This is a genomic window from Cohnella sp. GbtcB17 (assembly GCF_019091135.1).
Lineage (GTDB): Bacteria > Bacillota > Bacilli > Paenibacillales > Paenibacillaceae > Cohnella.
The window spans coordinates 209,436-224,569 of record NZ_JAGXJW010000003.1; the positions used below are offsets into that span (position 1 = coordinate 209,436).

Annotated in this window: 15 protein-coding genes; 5 read left to right on the top strand and 10 right to left on the bottom strand. The window is 56.2% G+C overall.

Annotation, left to right across the window (positions count from 1 at the left end; genetic code table 11):
- The first annotated feature begins 75 nt into the window (after positions 1–75).
- Complete coding sequence (gene ggt, locus KVT38_RS02465) at positions 76–1,680, top strand: gamma-glutamyltransferase (RefSeq protein ID WP_217592104.1); 1,605 nt, start codon at positions 76–78, stop codon at positions 1,678–1,680.
- A gap of 15 nt (positions 1,681–1,695) precedes the next feature.
- Here the strand turns inward: ggt and KVT38_RS02470 are convergent, their stop codons facing one another.
- The gene (locus tag KVT38_RS02470) at positions 1,696–3,510 is read right to left on the bottom strand and encodes a family 43 glycosylhydrolase (protein WP_217592105.1); all 1,815 of its coding nucleotides are present in this window, start codon (positions 3,508–3,510) and stop codon (positions 1,696–1,698) included.
- 228 nt (positions 3,511–3,738) lie between these two features.
- On the opposite strand from KVT38_RS02470, the gene KVT38_RS02475 reads away from it, so the two are divergent.
- Together KVT38_RS02475 and KVT38_RS02480 are read left to right on the top strand one after the other, a co-directional pair.
- Positions 3,739–4,644: an AraC family transcriptional regulator gene (locus KVT38_RS02475; RefSeq protein WP_217592106.1), complete on the top strand. Its 906-nt coding sequence runs from the start codon at positions 3,739–3,741 to the stop codon at positions 4,642–4,644.
- A 105-nt stretch (positions 4,645–4,749) separates the two neighbouring features.
- On the top strand, positions 4,750–5,583 hold the full coding sequence (locus tag KVT38_RS02480; protein ID WP_217592107.1) for a phytanoyl-CoA dioxygenase family protein: 834 nt from the start codon (positions 4,750–4,752) through the stop codon (positions 5,581–5,583).
- Positions 5,584–5,663: 80 nt separating this feature from the next.
- Here the strand turns inward: KVT38_RS02480 and KVT38_RS02485 are convergent, their stop codons facing one another.
- From KVT38_RS02485 to KVT38_RS02495, 3 genes are read right to left on the bottom strand one after another with little or no spacing between them, the layout of a single operon-like run.
- Positions 5,664–6,320 carry a cysteine hydrolase family protein gene (locus KVT38_RS02485; protein ID WP_217592108.1) on the bottom strand — a complete coding sequence of 219 codons (657 nt, stop codon included), beginning with the start codon at positions 6,318–6,320 and terminating at the stop codon, positions 5,664–5,666.
- Between the two features lie 30 nt (positions 6,321–6,350).
- Positions 6,351–7,718, bottom strand: a complete 1,368-nt coding sequence (locus KVT38_RS02490; RefSeq protein WP_217592109.1) for a uracil-xanthine permease family protein — start codon at positions 7,716–7,718, stop codon at positions 6,351–6,353.
- Positions 7,719–7,739: 21 nt separating this feature from the next.
- Positions 7,740–8,411, bottom strand: coding sequence for a FadR/GntR family transcriptional regulator (locus KVT38_RS02495; protein WP_254638919.1), 672 nt, complete (start codon positions 8,409–8,411; stop codon positions 7,740–7,742).
- Positions 8,412–8,710: 299 nt separating this feature from the next.
- Here KVT38_RS02495 and KVT38_RS02500 point away from each other — a divergent pair, with 299 nt between their 5' ends.
- Complete coding sequence (locus KVT38_RS02500; protein WP_217592111.1) at positions 8,711–9,964, top strand: MFS transporter; 1,254 nt, start codon at positions 8,711–8,713, stop codon at positions 9,962–9,964.
- A gap of 59 nt (positions 9,965–10,023) precedes the next feature.
- Here KVT38_RS02500 and KVT38_RS02505 read toward each other — a convergent pair whose 3' ends face one another.
- The 3 genes from KVT38_RS02505 to KVT38_RS02515 all read right to left on the bottom strand — a co-directional run bounded on the left by KVT38_RS02505 (position 10,024) and on the right by KVT38_RS02515 (position 11,764).
- Positions 10,024–10,512 (bottom strand): SRPBCC family protein, encoded by a 489-nt coding sequence (locus tag KVT38_RS02505; protein WP_217592112.1) that lies wholly within the window; start codon positions 10,510–10,512, stop codon positions 10,024–10,026.
- Between the two features lie 316 nt (positions 10,513–10,828).
- Positions 10,829–11,539 carry an SIR2 family NAD-dependent protein deacylase gene (locus KVT38_RS02510; protein WP_254638920.1) on the bottom strand — a complete coding sequence of 237 codons (711 nt, stop codon included), beginning with the start codon at positions 11,537–11,539 and terminating at the stop codon, positions 10,829–10,831.
- A 30-nt stretch (positions 11,540–11,569) separates the two neighbouring features.
- Positions 11,570–11,764 (bottom strand): hypothetical protein, encoded by a 195-nt coding sequence (locus tag KVT38_RS02515; protein WP_217592113.1) that lies wholly within the window; start codon positions 11,762–11,764, stop codon positions 11,570–11,572.
- 125 nt (positions 11,765–11,889) lie between these two features.
- On the opposite strand from KVT38_RS02515, the gene KVT38_RS02520 reads away from it, so the two are divergent.
- Positions 11,890–12,648 carry an ankyrin repeat domain-containing protein gene (locus KVT38_RS02520; RefSeq protein ID WP_217592114.1) on the top strand — a complete coding sequence of 253 codons (759 nt, stop codon included), beginning with the start codon at positions 11,890–11,892 and terminating at the stop codon, positions 12,646–12,648.
- Here the strand turns inward: KVT38_RS02520 and KVT38_RS02525 are convergent, their stop codons facing one another.
- The 3 genes from KVT38_RS02525 to KVT38_RS35500 form a co-directional block, all read right to left on the bottom strand.
- Positions 12,649–13,623, bottom strand: coding sequence for a helix-turn-helix transcriptional regulator (locus KVT38_RS02525; RefSeq protein WP_217592115.1), 975 nt, complete (start codon positions 13,621–13,623; stop codon positions 12,649–12,651).
- A gap of 29 nt (positions 13,624–13,652) precedes the next feature.
- Positions 13,653–14,555: a hypothetical protein gene (locus KVT38_RS02530; protein ID WP_217592116.1), complete on the bottom strand. Its 903-nt coding sequence runs from the start codon at positions 14,553–14,555 to the stop codon at positions 13,653–13,655.
- Positions 14,556–14,858: 303 nt separating this feature from the next.
- Entirely contained in the window at positions 14,859–14,987 is a 129-nt protein-coding gene (locus KVT38_RS35500) for a helix-turn-helix transcriptional regulator (protein WP_217592133.1), read from the bottom strand.
- Between the last annotated feature and the right edge of the window lie 147 nt (positions 14,988–15,134).

A 15,134-nucleotide genomic window follows, 5' to 3' on the forward strand; every position in this document is an offset into this window, starting at 1 on the left:
TACAGTAAATCGATATTACGCGGAAATTAGAGGGCTGAATGTCACAACAGTTGGTAATCTTAGGGGGAACTGAACATGGCGGATCGGCCATCGGGCAATCGCAAACAAACCCGCTCTGTCGTGCATGCGCAAAATGGAATGGTGGCGACCAGCCATCCCCTGGCCGCCATGGCCGGGCTGCACATTTTGCAGCAAGGAGGCAACGCCTTTGATGCGGCAGTCGCAACCGCCTCCGTGTTATGCGTGGTCGAGCCCATGATGACAGGCTTGGGCGGGGACATGTTCGCCTTGATTTACGATGCCGACAACCAGGAGGTCAAAGGCCTGAATGCCAGCGGACGCGCTCCGCGGGCGGCGACCCCCGATTTTTACGAACAAAACGGCTTCTCCAGCATCCCCTCCACCGGTATCCTGTCCGCTACAGTCCCAGGCGTCGTCGATGGCTGGTCACAGTTCCTTGAAAACTATGGAACGCTTACCTTTAAAGAGGTATTGGCCCCCGCCATTCGATATGCCGAAGAAGGTTTTCCCGTCACGGAGATGGTCGCCTACTATTGGAAAAAGGCGGAACGGCTTCTTCTGCAGTCCGAGGAGGCCAGCCGAAACTACTTAATCGACGGCAAGGCCCCCGCAGAAGGAACGCTTTTTAAGCAGCCCGGCTTGGCTCGGTCCCTCCATCGAATCGCCAAGGACGGCAGAGACGCCTTCTACGAGGGCGATATTGCCGCTAGAATCGACGAATACATGAAGAGACACCAGGGACTGCTGCGCAAGGAGGACCTGCGGGAACATCGTTCCCAATGGGTGGCGCCGATATCGACCAATTACCGCGGATACGAAGTCCTGGAGATTCCCCCGAACGGCCAGGGCCTTGTCGTGCTTCAAATGCTGAATATACTGGAGAACTACGATCTGAAAGCGATTGGGCATAATTCTGCAGAATATATCCGGTTGCTGATTGAAGCCAAAAAGCTTGCTTACGCCGATCGGGACCGGTATATTGCCGATTCGGAATTTTCCGACCTTCCGGTCGACCGTCTTCTCTCCAAGGCATATGCCCTGCAATTAGCCGATTCCATTCAATCCGGATCGAAGAACAACGAACCCGGCATTCAACTGGGCGGCGATACGGTCTACTTGACCGTGGCCGACAAAAAAGGAAACATCGCTTCTGTGACCAACAGCATCTTCAGCTTGTTCGGCAGCGGAATCCTCATTCCTGACACCGGCATATTTATGCATAACCGCGGCTCATTATTTTCGCTGGACCGCAATCATCCCAATGTCCTTCACCCCGGTAAACGTCCTTTCCATACGATCATCCCCGGAATGGTGCTGAAAGACCGGAAACCTTTAATTTCTTTCGGTGTAATGGGTGCCGACATGCAGCCTCAGGGGCAAGTCCAGACGCTGGCGAACCTGATCGACTTTGGCATGAATATTCAGGCGGCGGGCGACGCCCCCCGATTCCGCCATTACGGGCATGGCGTCTTCCTGGAATCGGAGATCGGCCAATCGACCCGCCAAGCGCTTGCCGATCAAGGGTATACGCTCCTGGAACAGTCCGACGGCGACGACTTCGCGGTTGGCGGCTACCAAGGGATATTCGTCGATCCGGAAACCGGACTGTTCCAGGGCGGATCCGATCCGCGGAAAGACGGATGCGCGATCGGTTACTAGTACGATTAATGCCGTTTACGAATTCAAAGTAACGATCACCTTCGTAACATTCGCCCCGCCCGCGCCGCCGTTAAACCGGATGACGTTGTTCGTCCCGGCGGCGAGTACGACTTGCTTGCTGACGCTGCCGGTGTAATTGCTCCAGCCCCCGGTTCCAGGCAAAGTCAACGAATATGTGTTGCTGCCGATCGCCATGCCGAACGTCGATGTCGCGTCTGCAGAGCCGTAGACGACGGTCACTTGCGCATTGCCTCCCATGCCGCCGTTCACGCCGGACACCTGGAAGTATGCGCCCGAAAGGTGCATGTTCTCGATGCTGGAGCCGCTCTTCGTCGCCCCGCCTCCCACAGTCACATTGCTGCCGGTCACCGGATATTCCGTCACCGTCTGCGGGACAGACGATTTGAGCGAAATGCTCACTTTGGATACGTTGACCCCGCCCATGCCCCCGGTCAGCTTCACCACGTTGTTTGCGCCCGGATTGAGGTCGATGAGCCGCTTTGCGACGCCGGTATAACTGCCCCAGCCCCCCGTATTGGACATGCCGAGATAGTAGCCGTCGCCGTACGGATCTCCGCTGGCGTCGACCTTGAAGGCGGGCCCTCCGTCGGCCGATGCATACTCCACCGTTAACAGCGCCTTCCCTCCGCTCGCGCCTCCATTAATGCCGTTAAGTTGAATATAAGACCCCGTTAGATGCAAATTTTCGATCGTGCTGCCCGACCGCGTCGCTCCGCCTCCGAAGGTCACGTTGCCCGCGTTCATCGCGTAATCCGTCTTCTGGGTATATTCGCTATAGTTCGCATTGACGATATCGTAGTACTTGACCTCGGTTGCCGTCGAACGCGGTCCGACCGCCGGCACGCCGCCCTCCGTCTGCACGACCTTCTGGATCGTGCCGTCGGCGTTGAAGTACAGCCGGTCCACGCTCGTGCTGCGCAGCGTGCCGTTGTTCGACACTTTGGCGGTATGGTAGAACAAGTACCAATTGCCTTTGTACGCCACGACCGAGCCATGCGTCGTCTCGCTGCCCGCGACCGGATCCAGCAAAACGCCGCGGTTCGTCCACGGGCCGAGCGGATTGGCGCTGGTCGCGTACCGCATCCGGTTCGCGCCCGGATTGCCGTCGGCGTAAGTCATGTAGTACAGGCCGTCCTTTTTGAATACCCACGGCGCCTCGTGATAATCCTGAAGCTCCGTGAACTGCGCGATCGGGCCGTCGATCGACATCATGTCGGCCCCGAGCTTCGCCCCGTAGCTGACCCCGCCGCCGCCCGCGTACAAGTAGTAGGTGCCGTCGTCGTCCCGGAACACGTTCGGATCGATCATGTTGCTGCCCGGCAGCCCCGGTATATAGCCTTGCACGGTGAAGCCGGAGTCGGGCTGGCTGCTCGTCGCGACGCCGATCTTCCATGAGCTGTTCCAGTTCGTGTCGCTCGGATGCGGGAAGTAGAAGTAGTACGTCCCGTTCTTGTACGCCGCGTCCGGCGCCCACATGAAGCCGCCCTCCGGCCTTCCCCACGGCACGTCGTCCGCGCTCAGAATCTCTCCCTCGTCCACCCAGTCGACCATGTTATCCGACGAGTAGACGTGATATTTGTCCATCAGATCGCTGCCCCGGGACGGGAAAATATCGTGCGACGGATACAGGTAGATTCTGCCGTCGCTCCAAACATGGGCGGAAGGATCCGCCGTGAAGATGCTCGTAATGATCGGATTGCCCGACATGACAACGGGATCCGCGGCCGACGAGGCCGATGTGAAGCCGAATAAGACCGATGTCAACATCGTTCCGGACAGCAACAGCTTGCCGAGCTTCGTCTTCTTCATAATTACCTCCTCAAGTGGTTGATATGGTAATATTTTTAACCCTAGCGTACCTCAGCGATGCCCCTCGCGGCGACGAGTCGATACAAAACTTTTCCTGACGATCTTAGCGTAGTTGGCGGGCAGACGACGCCTTCTCTATCAACTGCCGGGGAACATTCCATCTTGCTCGTCCGACTGGCCGAAGCCTATAATTGAACCGCTGAACCTCACGACTAGGAGGGGACCGGGATGACCGCACATCAAACGCCGCTTTCCGCCTCGCGCCATGGCAGCCAGGGCTCTTCGGAACGGCGGGAGGAACGGCCTTTTCAGCATGATTTCGACAACCTTTCGTACATCGGCATCCAGATGCTGAGCACCTGGCAGGTGGACAGGCATACGCACGAGCACTTCGAGCTGTGCTATGTGGATGAAGGGCAGGGCTGGTTCTCGATCGACGGAGATATGTATCGCGTGCGTGAGGGGGACCTGTTCTTGACGAAGCCGGGAGAAGGACATCAAGGCGCCTCCCTCGGAGCGTCCTACCGGTTGTACTACACCGGGTTCCGGCTGGCATACCGTCAGAAGCTCGAAGCGGATTTTTACCGGCTCGGTCGGGCCCGCACCGTAAAGGACATCAGCGGCGAGGTGAAGCGGTTGTTCGATGCCGTCTTCGCCGAGATCGAAGATCCCGGCCCGCATTCGGCGCTGATGGCGGAGAGCCTGTTCCAGCAGCTGCTCGTTCGCGTCATCCGTCTTTATCGCGCAGCCGCCCTGCCTGACGGCGATCCAGGTGGCGATCCGGGTGGCGGTCCGCTCGCTCCGGCGATGAAGGAGCTGCTTCGATACCTTCACGAGCATGCAAGCATCGACTTCAACGCGACGGACCTGGCCAAGAGACAGCATCTCAGCCGGACGCATCTGGAACGGGAATTCAAGCGCGCGTTCGGCATACCGCTCGGCAAGTACGTCCGCATGCTGTGCACCGACCGCGCCAAGTATTGGCTGGCCGAGACGAGCGAGACGATCACGTCGATTGCGGAGAAATTAGGATTCTCGTCGCTGCATGCCTTCAGCGTATTCTTCAAGCGGCAGACGGGAATATCGCCTTACGCCTATCGGCATCCCTCGTCGCCGAATGACGAAAAACGTTAACTTCCGGTGGAAGCCGAACAAAGCCGGCAGCCGATCTCCCGCGTTAAGATGGAAGCATCGCACGGGAACAACGTGCGGCAACCATCCTAGCGGGAGGCATCGGACATGTCGGATCGGAACCACTTGCTGCCGACGGAGGCAGACATCGCTTTTTACGAACAGAACGGGTACTGGATCGCGCCGCAGCTCATCGACGAAGCTCGGCTGGAACGGCTGCGCGAGCATATGGAACGGGTATTTGCCGGCCAATTCGAGACGGGACGCGCGCCGTTCGACGGCTATTGGACGCCTGAGAAGGGCAACGGACTGCGCAAAACAGACAATTCCCACTGGGCCGACCTGGAGCTTCGCGCACTGGCCACCGATCCCGTCATCGGCGAGATCGCCGCTCTTCTGACGGGGGCCGACGCCATTCGCCTGTGGCATGACCAGCTGCTGTTCAAGCCGGGCAACCCCGACCGCAGGGCGGGCGGCAACGTAGGCTGGCACCAGGATTACGCCTATTGGCAGTGCGCGGCCGAGCCGACGCTCATCACCGCCTGGGTCGCCTTCGACGACGTCAATCCCGACAACGGCTGCATGCAAGTCGTTCCCCGAAGCCACCGCTGGGGCTTGCTGAACGTGAACGACTTCTTCGAGCAGGATATGGAAAAGCAGCGCCAGGGCATGGACCTTCCGGAGGATGCCTCGTTCGAGCCCGTCCCGATGGCCATGAAGGCCGGCCAGGTGAGCTTCCATCACGCGCTCGCCATCCACGGCAGCGGTCCCAACACAACCTCGCGGCCGCGCCGCTCGCTGGCCGTCCATCTGATGACCGGAGACACGCGTTACAAGTCCGGCACGCGCAGCGACAGCCACATGAACGTGGGCCTGCTGGGCGGACGCGACGGAGATCTGTTCGCGGGAGAAGCTTTCCCGGAGCTGTTCCGGAGGGGCTGAGCTGCGCAGCGCGAAAACCCCTTATTCCGGGGATTGAGTGGAATAAGGGGTTTTGTATTTTTTGTTATTGCCGCTTTCCGTCAAGTCGCCTGCTTCAGCCGCGTCTTCGACCGGATCTCCTTCACGATCTCGGCGGTCGGAGACACTTGGCCGAATTCGTAGGCGATGACGGTCAAGGCGACACGCTGGATCTCCTCAGCCGAGATATCTCCCCATCCCAGGTCAGGATAATCCATTGCCGCGTTCGCGTCGCTCAGAAAGATCACTTTGTATTCAAGATGAGCCCCGTCGCGTACGGTTGTCTCGCAGCATACGTTCGTGACAGTCCCGCAGATGATGATCGTGTTGACGTCATGCTTGCGCAGAATCGTATCCAGGTCGGTGTCATGGAAGCCGCTGTAGAACAACTTGTCGACGATAATATCCTGCGGAAGCGGCGCCAGCTCGTCGATAATTTCAACGCCGGGCGTTCCCCGCTTCAAGATTTCGTTCACGTTCGGGTACATGTCCCGCATTCTGCCCGTATCGCTGCCGTCGCCCCGCACGATATGCCGCAAATAGACGACAGGCATGCCGGCCTCCCTCGCAGCTTCGCTGAGCGCCTTGATGTTGCCGACAATTCCTTCGGCGCGAGGCACATAGAGCGCGCCGTCGGGCTTGCAAAATACGTTTTGCATATCGACGACGATAACGGCTGTTCGTTCGGGCTGAATGTCCCATTTTACGCGTGGTTTCATCGTAGCGCCTCCCTGAAAGTTATAGTTGGTTTAGACCGCTTCTGCGGTCACTTCGGTCTGCGCTGAATGCCCGGCCTCGCGCTTCGCAAGACGAGGACGCACCCAGACGTTGACGATCGTATTGAGGACGATCAGCATGACGACGCCGATCAGCATCGGCTGCGTGACGACGCTTTGGACGGCCAGCGGGAGTCCGGCCGTGAGGTCGGCGGGCAGATACATCGTCCCGAGCGAGATAATGAAGGAAGAACCCGCCACTACGAGGTTCAGTTCGTCCCAGACGACTTTGCTCACCATTTGGATACCGCTGATGGCGATGATGCCGAACAGAATAGTGGAGGCCGCCGACAGTACCGGTCCCGGCAGGGAGGCGATAAACATGCCAACCTTCGGGATCAGGCCGAGGATCACGGCCATGATACCGGCCGTCATCGTTACGAAACGGCTGCCGATTCCGGATACGCGGACGATGCCGATATTTTCCGGATAGGAGGTGGTGCCGAGTCCGCCGAATACCGCGCCGAGCGTACAGCCCAGAAATTCGCCGAACAGACCGCGGTTGACGCGCTCGGGATCGAGCTTCTGCTTGCCCCACTTCGTCAGCAGCGTATACATGCCGACCGCTTCGGCCGACGCCTGCAGAAAGGCTAACAGCATCAGGATGACGACGGGTACGGATACGCCGAATCCGAACGGGAACAGGTCCGGCAGGCTGAACCAGCCGGCATGCGATACAGCAGAGAAATTGGCGGAGCCGAACAGCGCATAAAAAATCGTACCTGCGATAATGCCCCACAGCAGCGCCCCGCGCCGCATAATCGTTTTACCGCCGAATATCATCAAGGCCAGCACGCAGACGACGGTGACGACGGATGCGGCGAAGTTCATGCCGGAGTTGGCGCTTCCGAACCAGTTTTTTAAGCCGATGTCGGCGAGCTGCGCTCCAATAATAATAAGCAAGGTACCGTACACGATCGGAGGCGCGATAAACCGGTTCACATAGCCGATCAGTCCGAACCGGCGGATCGGAATCGCGAGCAGCATGAAGATGATGCCAGCTACGGCCATCGAACCGAACGCGGTTCCCAAGCCAACGCTGGCGCCCGCGGACATGACGGCCACGAAGAAGGCGGCCGTAGGCCCCTGAACGACGGGGAGACGCAGCATCTTCCCAGACTGCAGAATCGTCACGATGCCGGTCGTCAGGAAGCAGGCCTGGATCATATAGCCGATCTTGCCGGAATCCAGCCCCAGCGCCTGCCCGATGAGTACGGGAAACAGAAAGATGCCCGTCAGCGCAAGCAAATGCTGGATACCGTAAGTAATGTTGGCCCCGATCGTAAGCTTGTCTTCGATTCCGACTTGAAGCTGCTGTTCCTCGGAATGCGTATCTTGCATGCCCCATCCACTCCCTGTTGACTATTTGTTATCCCGATCCGCTTGCGTATGGGTGGCGGCCGCGACCGTATCCAGGTTCTGCACCGTGTACTTCCTGGCCCCTTCGCTGTCGCCGGCCTTGATCGCCATATAAATGGCCTCGTGGTAAATCGTATTGTCCTGATAACGGCTCGTATCCAGAATCAGCTGGCTCAGCAGCTCCCGAAGACCGGAGGCGATCATTTTGTAAAATGCGAGGAACACATCGTTATGGCTCGCCTCGGCTACGGCCAAGTGGAAGGCAATATCCGCTTCGACGTATGCCGAGTACTTCCCGTCCCGAAGCGCCTCACTTCGCCGGTCCAGACTATCGCGCATCGCTTGAAGATCGTGCTCGGTTCTTCGGAGAGCGGCGAGGCCAGCGGCTTCAATCTCGAGAATGCGGCGCATTTCGAGCATTTGTCCATCGTTTTGAGGGATCAAGGCAGTTTGCAGCGTCGCCATCGCTCCGGACATCGACCTTACATAAGTGCCGTCTCCCTGCCGCACCTCCAGCAGGCCGGCATGCACCAATATTTTGACCGCCTCCCGTACGGTCGATCGGCCGACCGACAGCAGCTTCATCAGTTCCGGCTCCGGCGGCAGCTTCTCTCCGCTTCGGTATTGACCGGACTGAATCAGCGCCTGCAGCTGGTCCAACACTTCGTCAACCAATTTTCTGCCTTGAATCGGTTTGATTCCCGTTAGCGGCTGCGAGCTTATGACGTTGCACCCCCTATTTGATGTTAGATTAATCGACACAATCGTCAAACATCTGATGTTTGTCATGTTATGTTACACATTATATAGGCGTGTTTTCTGAAAAACAAGCACAAATTTTAAATATACGTTATGTTATATGACATAGAACTTGACTTCTATAGTAAAGACCCGTTACGTTGATAGAGCCAAACATCTGATGATCTAATGTTTACGTCATGTGCCACTATGTCCCGATCGATAAAGGAGCAGTCATGAACAAGAGCAAGCCTTCTCCTTCAAGTACGCCGGCCAACGACCGGGCGACCATCGCCTTGCTGTTCGCTGCGGCGCTGTTGATTCTCTCATCGCTCTATTTGACCGTACCCTTGGTCCCGATACTCGCCGAACACTTTCGCCTCTCTACCGGACGGGCCTCCTGGGCCGGCAGCGGATTTTCCCTCTTTTTCGCTTTCGGCTGTTTGGTTTTCGGTCCGTTGTCGGACCGGTTGGGAAGAAAAAGAGTAATGCTCGCCGGGCTCGTCGTTCTCGCAGCCACCACATTGGCTGCGGGGTTTGCGCAGAGCTTCGGCGCGCTGCTGGCGATCCGTTGTCTGCAAGGCGCGGCTGCCGCCACCTTTTCGCCGGTCGCGCTCACCTATGCAGGCGAAGCCTTCCCGCCCGGCCGAAGAATCGCGGCGATCAGCATGATCAGCACCGGGTTTTTAATGGCCGGTATCTTCGGCCAGCTGTGGGCGGGCTTCATCTCCGAGCTGTTCGGATGGGTGGCCGTCTTTATCCTGCTCGCCGTTCTGTACGCTGCCATTGCGATCCTGATGGCCTTCTATTTGCCGGCCGCTCGCGTCGTGCCGGGAACCGGAGCTATGGCTGCCGGCAATCGCAAGAGCCGGCTTCTGCCTTGGATCCGCCCGTTGTCGAATCCGTATTTATGGCTGTGTTATATCATTGCTTTTTTGTTGCTGTTTTGCTTCGTCGGCATGTACAGCGTGCTGGGCGAATTCCTTGGCCGGTCGCCGTACGCCTTGACCGGCATGCAGATTATAGGAGTACGGGCCTTCGGATTAATCGGGATGGCGGGCTGTTTGATCTCCGGCAAGCTGTGTGCGGCATGGGGGAAACTGCCCGTGCTTCGGGGCGGGCTGCTGCTGGCCGCGGCGGGGCTGGTCTCGCTCAGCCTGGCGCATTCGGTCGCCGCCTATATCGTCACCAGCATTATTTTCGTGGCCGGGATCGCTGTAGCTGTTCCCGCTCTTATCGCGCTGATCGGCGAGATCGGCAGCGCCTATAGAGCCGCCGCAACCTCGCTCTATACGTTTATCTTATTTATCGGAGCAAGCGGCGGCCCCATCGCTTCCACTCGGCTGATCGAGCTTGGCTCAGCGCCACTGCCCTTCCTCGTCTTTGCGGGAATGATGGCCGCAGGCGTGGTGAGCGCCTTGCTCATCCAGTCACCCGGACAGTCGATTGGCGAGAGAGCCCTGGCCATGCCGAAAAACCCGGCGCGTTAACAGCGCCGGGCATCGGTAGCGTAGCTTTATTCTGCGAGTCCGTGGCTCGGGAGCGAATCTCACAAATTAGAGACCTTGGCCTTATGCCGCCTTGCCAGCTCTCTATCGAGGCTCTCCTTACCGCGATCCATCGCCCAGTAGTGGTTCGACCGAAATACCGGCTTCAGGATCGGCGACAAATATTTGAGCAGCGGCTTATCGGCGTTCACGTACCAATCGAAGCGTATGTTCACATATTCGCCGTCCTGCTCGAACTTCCAGGTGCCGCGGCCCGCCAGATCCCCCGCTGCCTTCAGGGACAAGGCATGCGGGGCGTTTTCGGCCGTCTTGCACGATGTCCAGCGCAGCTTGTACGGCAGCTTCCCTTTTGACAGAATCGCGAACACGTCGTTGCCCGTCTCCGCATCCTTGCCGGCAACGTGAATGCCCAAGTAGACTTCGGGCCACCAACGCGCATAGCCCTCGAAGTCGGAGCAAATCTCGTATACCTCCCATATATCCGCCTTCACCCGCCAATTCGTCGGCATGTAGTATTCGTGTGCGGCCATCGCTTCGCTTCCTCCCGGTATCCGAATTTAGTCACATTACGCTGCATTGTACAGGACCGCATTCACAAAATCCTCCCAAACACAGGCGCGGGTTAAAAGTCTTGAATCCCCACTTTGTAATTGTTATTTATGACAAGACCTTGATCCCATATAATAAAAAAAACCGCGTGGCTGCGGCTTTTAATGGAACGATGTTTTTAACATTCGAGATTCTTCTACTTTGACCGCCGGACGGTTAATTTTACAATGCTATTCTTTTAAATAAATCAAAGGTTACCATTCGCGCACTAGCAGCACCTATCTGCGCTCTGCCCTCCTACAGTAAATCATCGATCGCTCTGAGCGAGGCGCCGGCCTTCCCCTGAATAAAGACATCAAAGGCGGACTCCTGTCCCGTCGGTTCCGCATTGATGAGGATCAGATGACCATCCGTCAGCGACGGCAGCGAATTGACGGGATAGACCTGCAGGCTTGTGCCGATTACAATCACCAGGTCCGCTTCTTCTATCGCCTGCACGGTCGAATCCCAGGCCAACTGCGGCAGTGATTCCCCGAACAATACGACTTCCGGCCGGAGCGGCCCGCCGCACGAACAGTTCTCGCGGCAAAGAAACGATGTCCTATCCGCCCTTGCCCTGCACAAATGACAACAAAAACCAGCGATCGAGCCATGCAGTTCCTTCACGTTCCGGCTACCGGCTGCCTGGTGAAGACCGTCTACGTTTTGTGTCGCAGTGAGTGCGACTCGCCCCGCCAGTTCCCAGTTCGCAAGTATAACATGTCCCGGCGTAGGAACGATGCCTTCTAATCGCCGAACGCGGTCGGCATAAAAGGCATGAAACTGATCATAGTTCAATTCCACCGCATCCGGCGTGGCGAGCGTCATCGGATCGACCTGATTCCACCAACCCGCTTTCGAACGAAAATCCGGGATGCCCGCTTCGGTGCTCATTCCCGCGCCGGTTAACACAACGGCTTTGCTCGCTCCCTTAACAAACCTTGCCGCTTCATCTATCCCTGATCTCAAATTCGCAAACCTCCTCTTCACCCTGTCGCACTAGCGGTACTTGTCCCACTCGCTGCATGAAGCGCCCTCGTTAAGCGTGAGCCCCCTGAAGCTGCCTTCCGGCCCGTTGCACCTTCCTTCCGGCTCTATCGCCTCCAGATGGCTGGCCGCGAAGTCCATCTCGCGTCGGCCCGACCAATACCTGCACGAAGCACACACTTGCTGACTTCCTCCCCATATCCCCATCGCGATACCTCCCTCTAATCGAACTGAATTTCATTTTAAAAGGGAATCGCGACTTATTATGTAGCGGATACGCGATATAATAAGTCGCGATGTTCCGAAAATGCGAAGGAGGGCGAATGAATCCCGTGAGAGAGAATCCAATACTCGTCTCCCTGTTCAAGGTGGCCGTACAGAAGAATAACGCCGTTATCATTCGGCACATGCTGGATCAAAAAGCGGTGTCCAATCGGGAACGCAGCGTCGGGCTACATAAAGCGATCACGGCGGGACACGAGCCGATCGCCAGGATGCTGCTGGAGGATCGGCGAACAGACGGAGCAGACGTGAATCTGGATCATTACCTGTGTCTGGCGCTTAAAATGGGTCGCGAGCCGATCGCCGAATGGCTGCTCGAGCAAGGTGCCAGCCCCTCCGGAGCCAATATCTGCGGCTTCTCCGCCTTGGGCTCGGCGATTCGGTCCGGAAGCCTGGCCATGGTGCGGCGTTTGTTGGACTGCGGAGCAGACGTCGGGGCTATCGATCGGAACGGCCATTCCGCGGCGATGCTCGCAGCGCGCGAAACATCGACGGAAGTGTTGAAAGCCATTCTTGATTCGGGCGCCTGCATGGATCTGGCCCTGTCCAGCGCCGTTCGCAGTAACCGTTATGCTCATGCCCAGCTGCTGCTCCTGCGCGGTGTGGATGCCAACGAATCGAATGAAGCGGGCATTACTCCGTTGATGTACGCGCTGCTGCATGGATCGCCGCGTATGATCCGTCTGCTGATGCGATACGGCGCGAAGCCCGACCAGCAGGACTGCGACGGCGAGAGCGCGCTGACCTATGCCTCCCGGCACGGCAAGCACGAGCTGTACAGCCTGTTGAACGGGCGCAGCGCGCCTTGATTAATCGTCGCCGTACAGCCGGGCCATATCGGCGATCGTCTCCTTCAGCTTGTTTCGCAAGCTCTGCGGGGCGAGCACCTCTGCCCAGGTGCGTTGTGGAAGCAGCCAGAACAGCAGGCTATCCTCATGCGCGACTGTCACCTTGTACACCAGGCAGCCGTCTTCCTCCCGTATCAACCGATGTGTTGGGAAAGCCGGCTCCAGATACTGCGCGATAGATGGTTTAATTCGGATTGTCGCTTCGATTTCGGCACTTCCGGAATGCATCAGATAAGACTGATTGTAATATCGGCCCGCCTCGAAAAATCCGCTGCCGCTCTGTTCCTTGGCGAAGCCCCTTCGCAATTTCCGGGGCCGTTGCATCCGGTCTATCCGATAGTTGCGCCGCTCCGCATGGTCCGCGTTCAGGCTCTTGCTGGCGATCATATAAAAAAATCCTCGGTCGTAGGCAATGGATAACGGCGCAACCATGGCCTCGGTTTTCTCCATTCCCGACGTCGTATACTCGAATTGCAGCACCCGCTGCTCGAGAATGCAGTCAAAGATGACGCGAATCAGCGGCAGCAGCTCCTTGTCAATCATAGGGACATAGTTGACGGCGTAAGACTCGGTTACTTTGCGGGCGCTCCTGCGATTCGAGGAATCCAGCCTATCGAAAATTTTGCCGGCAAGCTTGTTCAACTCTTCCTTTTGCAAGCTTCTGGATCCATACAGGATGATAAGCATCATAAAATTCAAAAAGAAATCGTCAGCCTTTGCATCCCGTTCCATCCGGTAGATCTTGTGGATTCTGTCGTACCGGATATCGGGCCCGTTCGGCAGCGCATTGCGTATCGCCTTGATGTCCCGCTTGATCGTCTCTACGGATTTGTCATATTTAAGCGCCTGTTCACGTGCATCCACTTCTCCTTCAGTGAGAAGCAGCTCATAGAGCTCGATTATACGCGTCAGCGAATTGGGAACGAGTGCGTTCAAGAGGATTCACGCTCCTTTGCTGCATCCGCCTATTGCGGCATTCCCTCTGCATCGCCCTCTTCATCTAGCTTCTTCTTGTGACGTATGACGTCGTCGAGCATATCCTGAATTTGAATGTGCGTATTAAAGGCCCCTCCCTGCGTGTTCAAAAAATGATAGAGCATAAGGACCTTTTTCCCCTTATAAATATGGAATGCGTACTTTCTCCCGTCGGAAGCCGAAATCAGTGTCGTTACATCGCTTTCGTTGTTTAAAATCACTTCAAAAGCGCTGCAGGCGCCCTTCCCGTTGCATATAATCCAACCGTCATCCGTCGTATCGGTCAAGATCGTGTCCAGAAGGGCACGCAAATAACTGCGGTACTCATCCACTTCGTTGATGAGTCGCTTCAATTTGTCCTCGTCCACAGATATCTTTTTAGAAGCGAATGGAATTAACTCCGCCACGCCGATCGGCGTTTTTTCGATCATTTGAATGTATTTTTCTGTTATAGCTGGCTTCCCTCTCAGTCCCTCTCGGAATTCAGACCACCTTACATACCTTTCCATTTCTAGAGAATGAATTAGTATGCCAATTCTCCGATAGTAGGGCACTACAGTCGGGGACAACACTCTGTTAAAAATATGGTCGCCGGACAGCGCGGACGGCGTATGATACTTAGCCAGTTCCTCCCAAGTCTTCAGGTGATTCAGGTCTCCCTTTTCCCCGTCGTCGTGCGGATTTAATCCAAGGATTATGTATTTCATTCGCGCTCCCGAGCTGACCAGCGGACATACTTTATGAGAAACCAATCTAAACGCTTCATTATCTTTCGGATTGAGTATGGGATCCATTCGCCGCACAACTTCTTCGAAACTATTAGCGCCGTTAATGCTGCCTTCCAGCGGCTCTGTTGAAAAGTATTGAAGAAGCTCCATGAATTTGTTTTGCATAATGAAAACCCTCCTATTTTACATGCGATATCATCAACACTATATCGGCTGCCTAAATGGAACCGATTATCCCTTTCCAGAAAGGGACCGCTGATGGTAGCTTCGCCACCTAAAAAGAATAGCACGCAACAACGACATAATATGTATCGGAAGCAAGACTGTTTCATGACTATCCGTGCGGTACCAGAGATGAAGCTAACGTCTCCCGTTATTTCTACAATTTTAAATTAGGGGGTAAGTATCATTTACGGCAAACGAACTGGTAAATTACACATTTTGATTAGCCCTATTTCCTAAAAGAAGCTATAATAGTGTTTCTACAGAAGGATAAAACTTGTTGCTCTCTAATTCACTTAGCGTTCCTTGTGAAATACCAATTGACTGAGCAAATGCTACTTGATTTAGTTCCCGCCGTTTTCTGACGTACTTTATCCGTTCACCGTGGTATCCATATTTCCTCCGCTATAAAAATGGTCCCGAATGATTAATCATCGGGACCACTTCTAAATAATATTCATTGGCTCCAGATCAGCAATGGGACACCAACATTGTTGGCTAGACACCAACTTTAATGTCACA

What these genes read in the sequence shown, in the direction of transcription:
- ggt (WP_217592104.1), top strand. Translation starts at nt 76, where the DNA reads ATGGCGGATCGGCCATCGGGCAATCGCAAACAAACCCGCTCTGTCGTG.
- KVT38_RS02470 (WP_217592105.1), bottom strand. Translation starts at nt 3,510, where the DNA reads ATGAAGAAGACGAAGCTCGGCAAGCTGTTGCTGTCCGGAACGATGTTG.
- KVT38_RS02475 (WP_217592106.1), top strand. Translation starts at nt 3,739, where the DNA reads ATGACCGCACATCAAACGCCGCTTTCCGCCTCGCGCCATGGCAGCCAG.
- KVT38_RS02480 (WP_217592107.1), top strand. Translation starts at nt 4,750, where the DNA reads ATGTCGGATCGGAACCACTTGCTGCCGACGGAGGCAGACATCGCTTTT.
- KVT38_RS02485 (WP_217592108.1), bottom strand. Translation starts at nt 6,320, where the DNA reads ATGAAACCACGCGTAAAATGGGACATTCAGCCCGAACGAACAGCCGTT.
- KVT38_RS02490 (WP_217592109.1), bottom strand. Translation starts at nt 7,718, where the DNA reads ATGCAAGATACGCATTCCGAGGAACAGCAGCTTCAAGTCGGAATCGAA.
- KVT38_RS02500 (WP_217592111.1), top strand. Translation starts at nt 8,711, where the DNA reads ATGAACAAGAGCAAGCCTTCTCCTTCAAGTACGCCGGCCAACGACCGG.
- KVT38_RS02505 (WP_217592112.1), bottom strand. Translation starts at nt 10,512, where the DNA reads ATGGCCGCACACGAATACTACATGCCGACGAATTGGCGGGTGAAGGCG.
- KVT38_RS02515 (WP_217592113.1), bottom strand. Translation starts at nt 11,764, where the DNA reads ATGGGGATATGGGGAGGAAGTCAGCAAGTGTGTGCTTCGTGCAGGTAT.
- KVT38_RS02530 (WP_217592116.1), bottom strand. Translation starts at nt 14,555, where the DNA reads ATGCAAAACAAATTCATGGAGCTTCTTCAATACTTTTCAACAGAGCCG.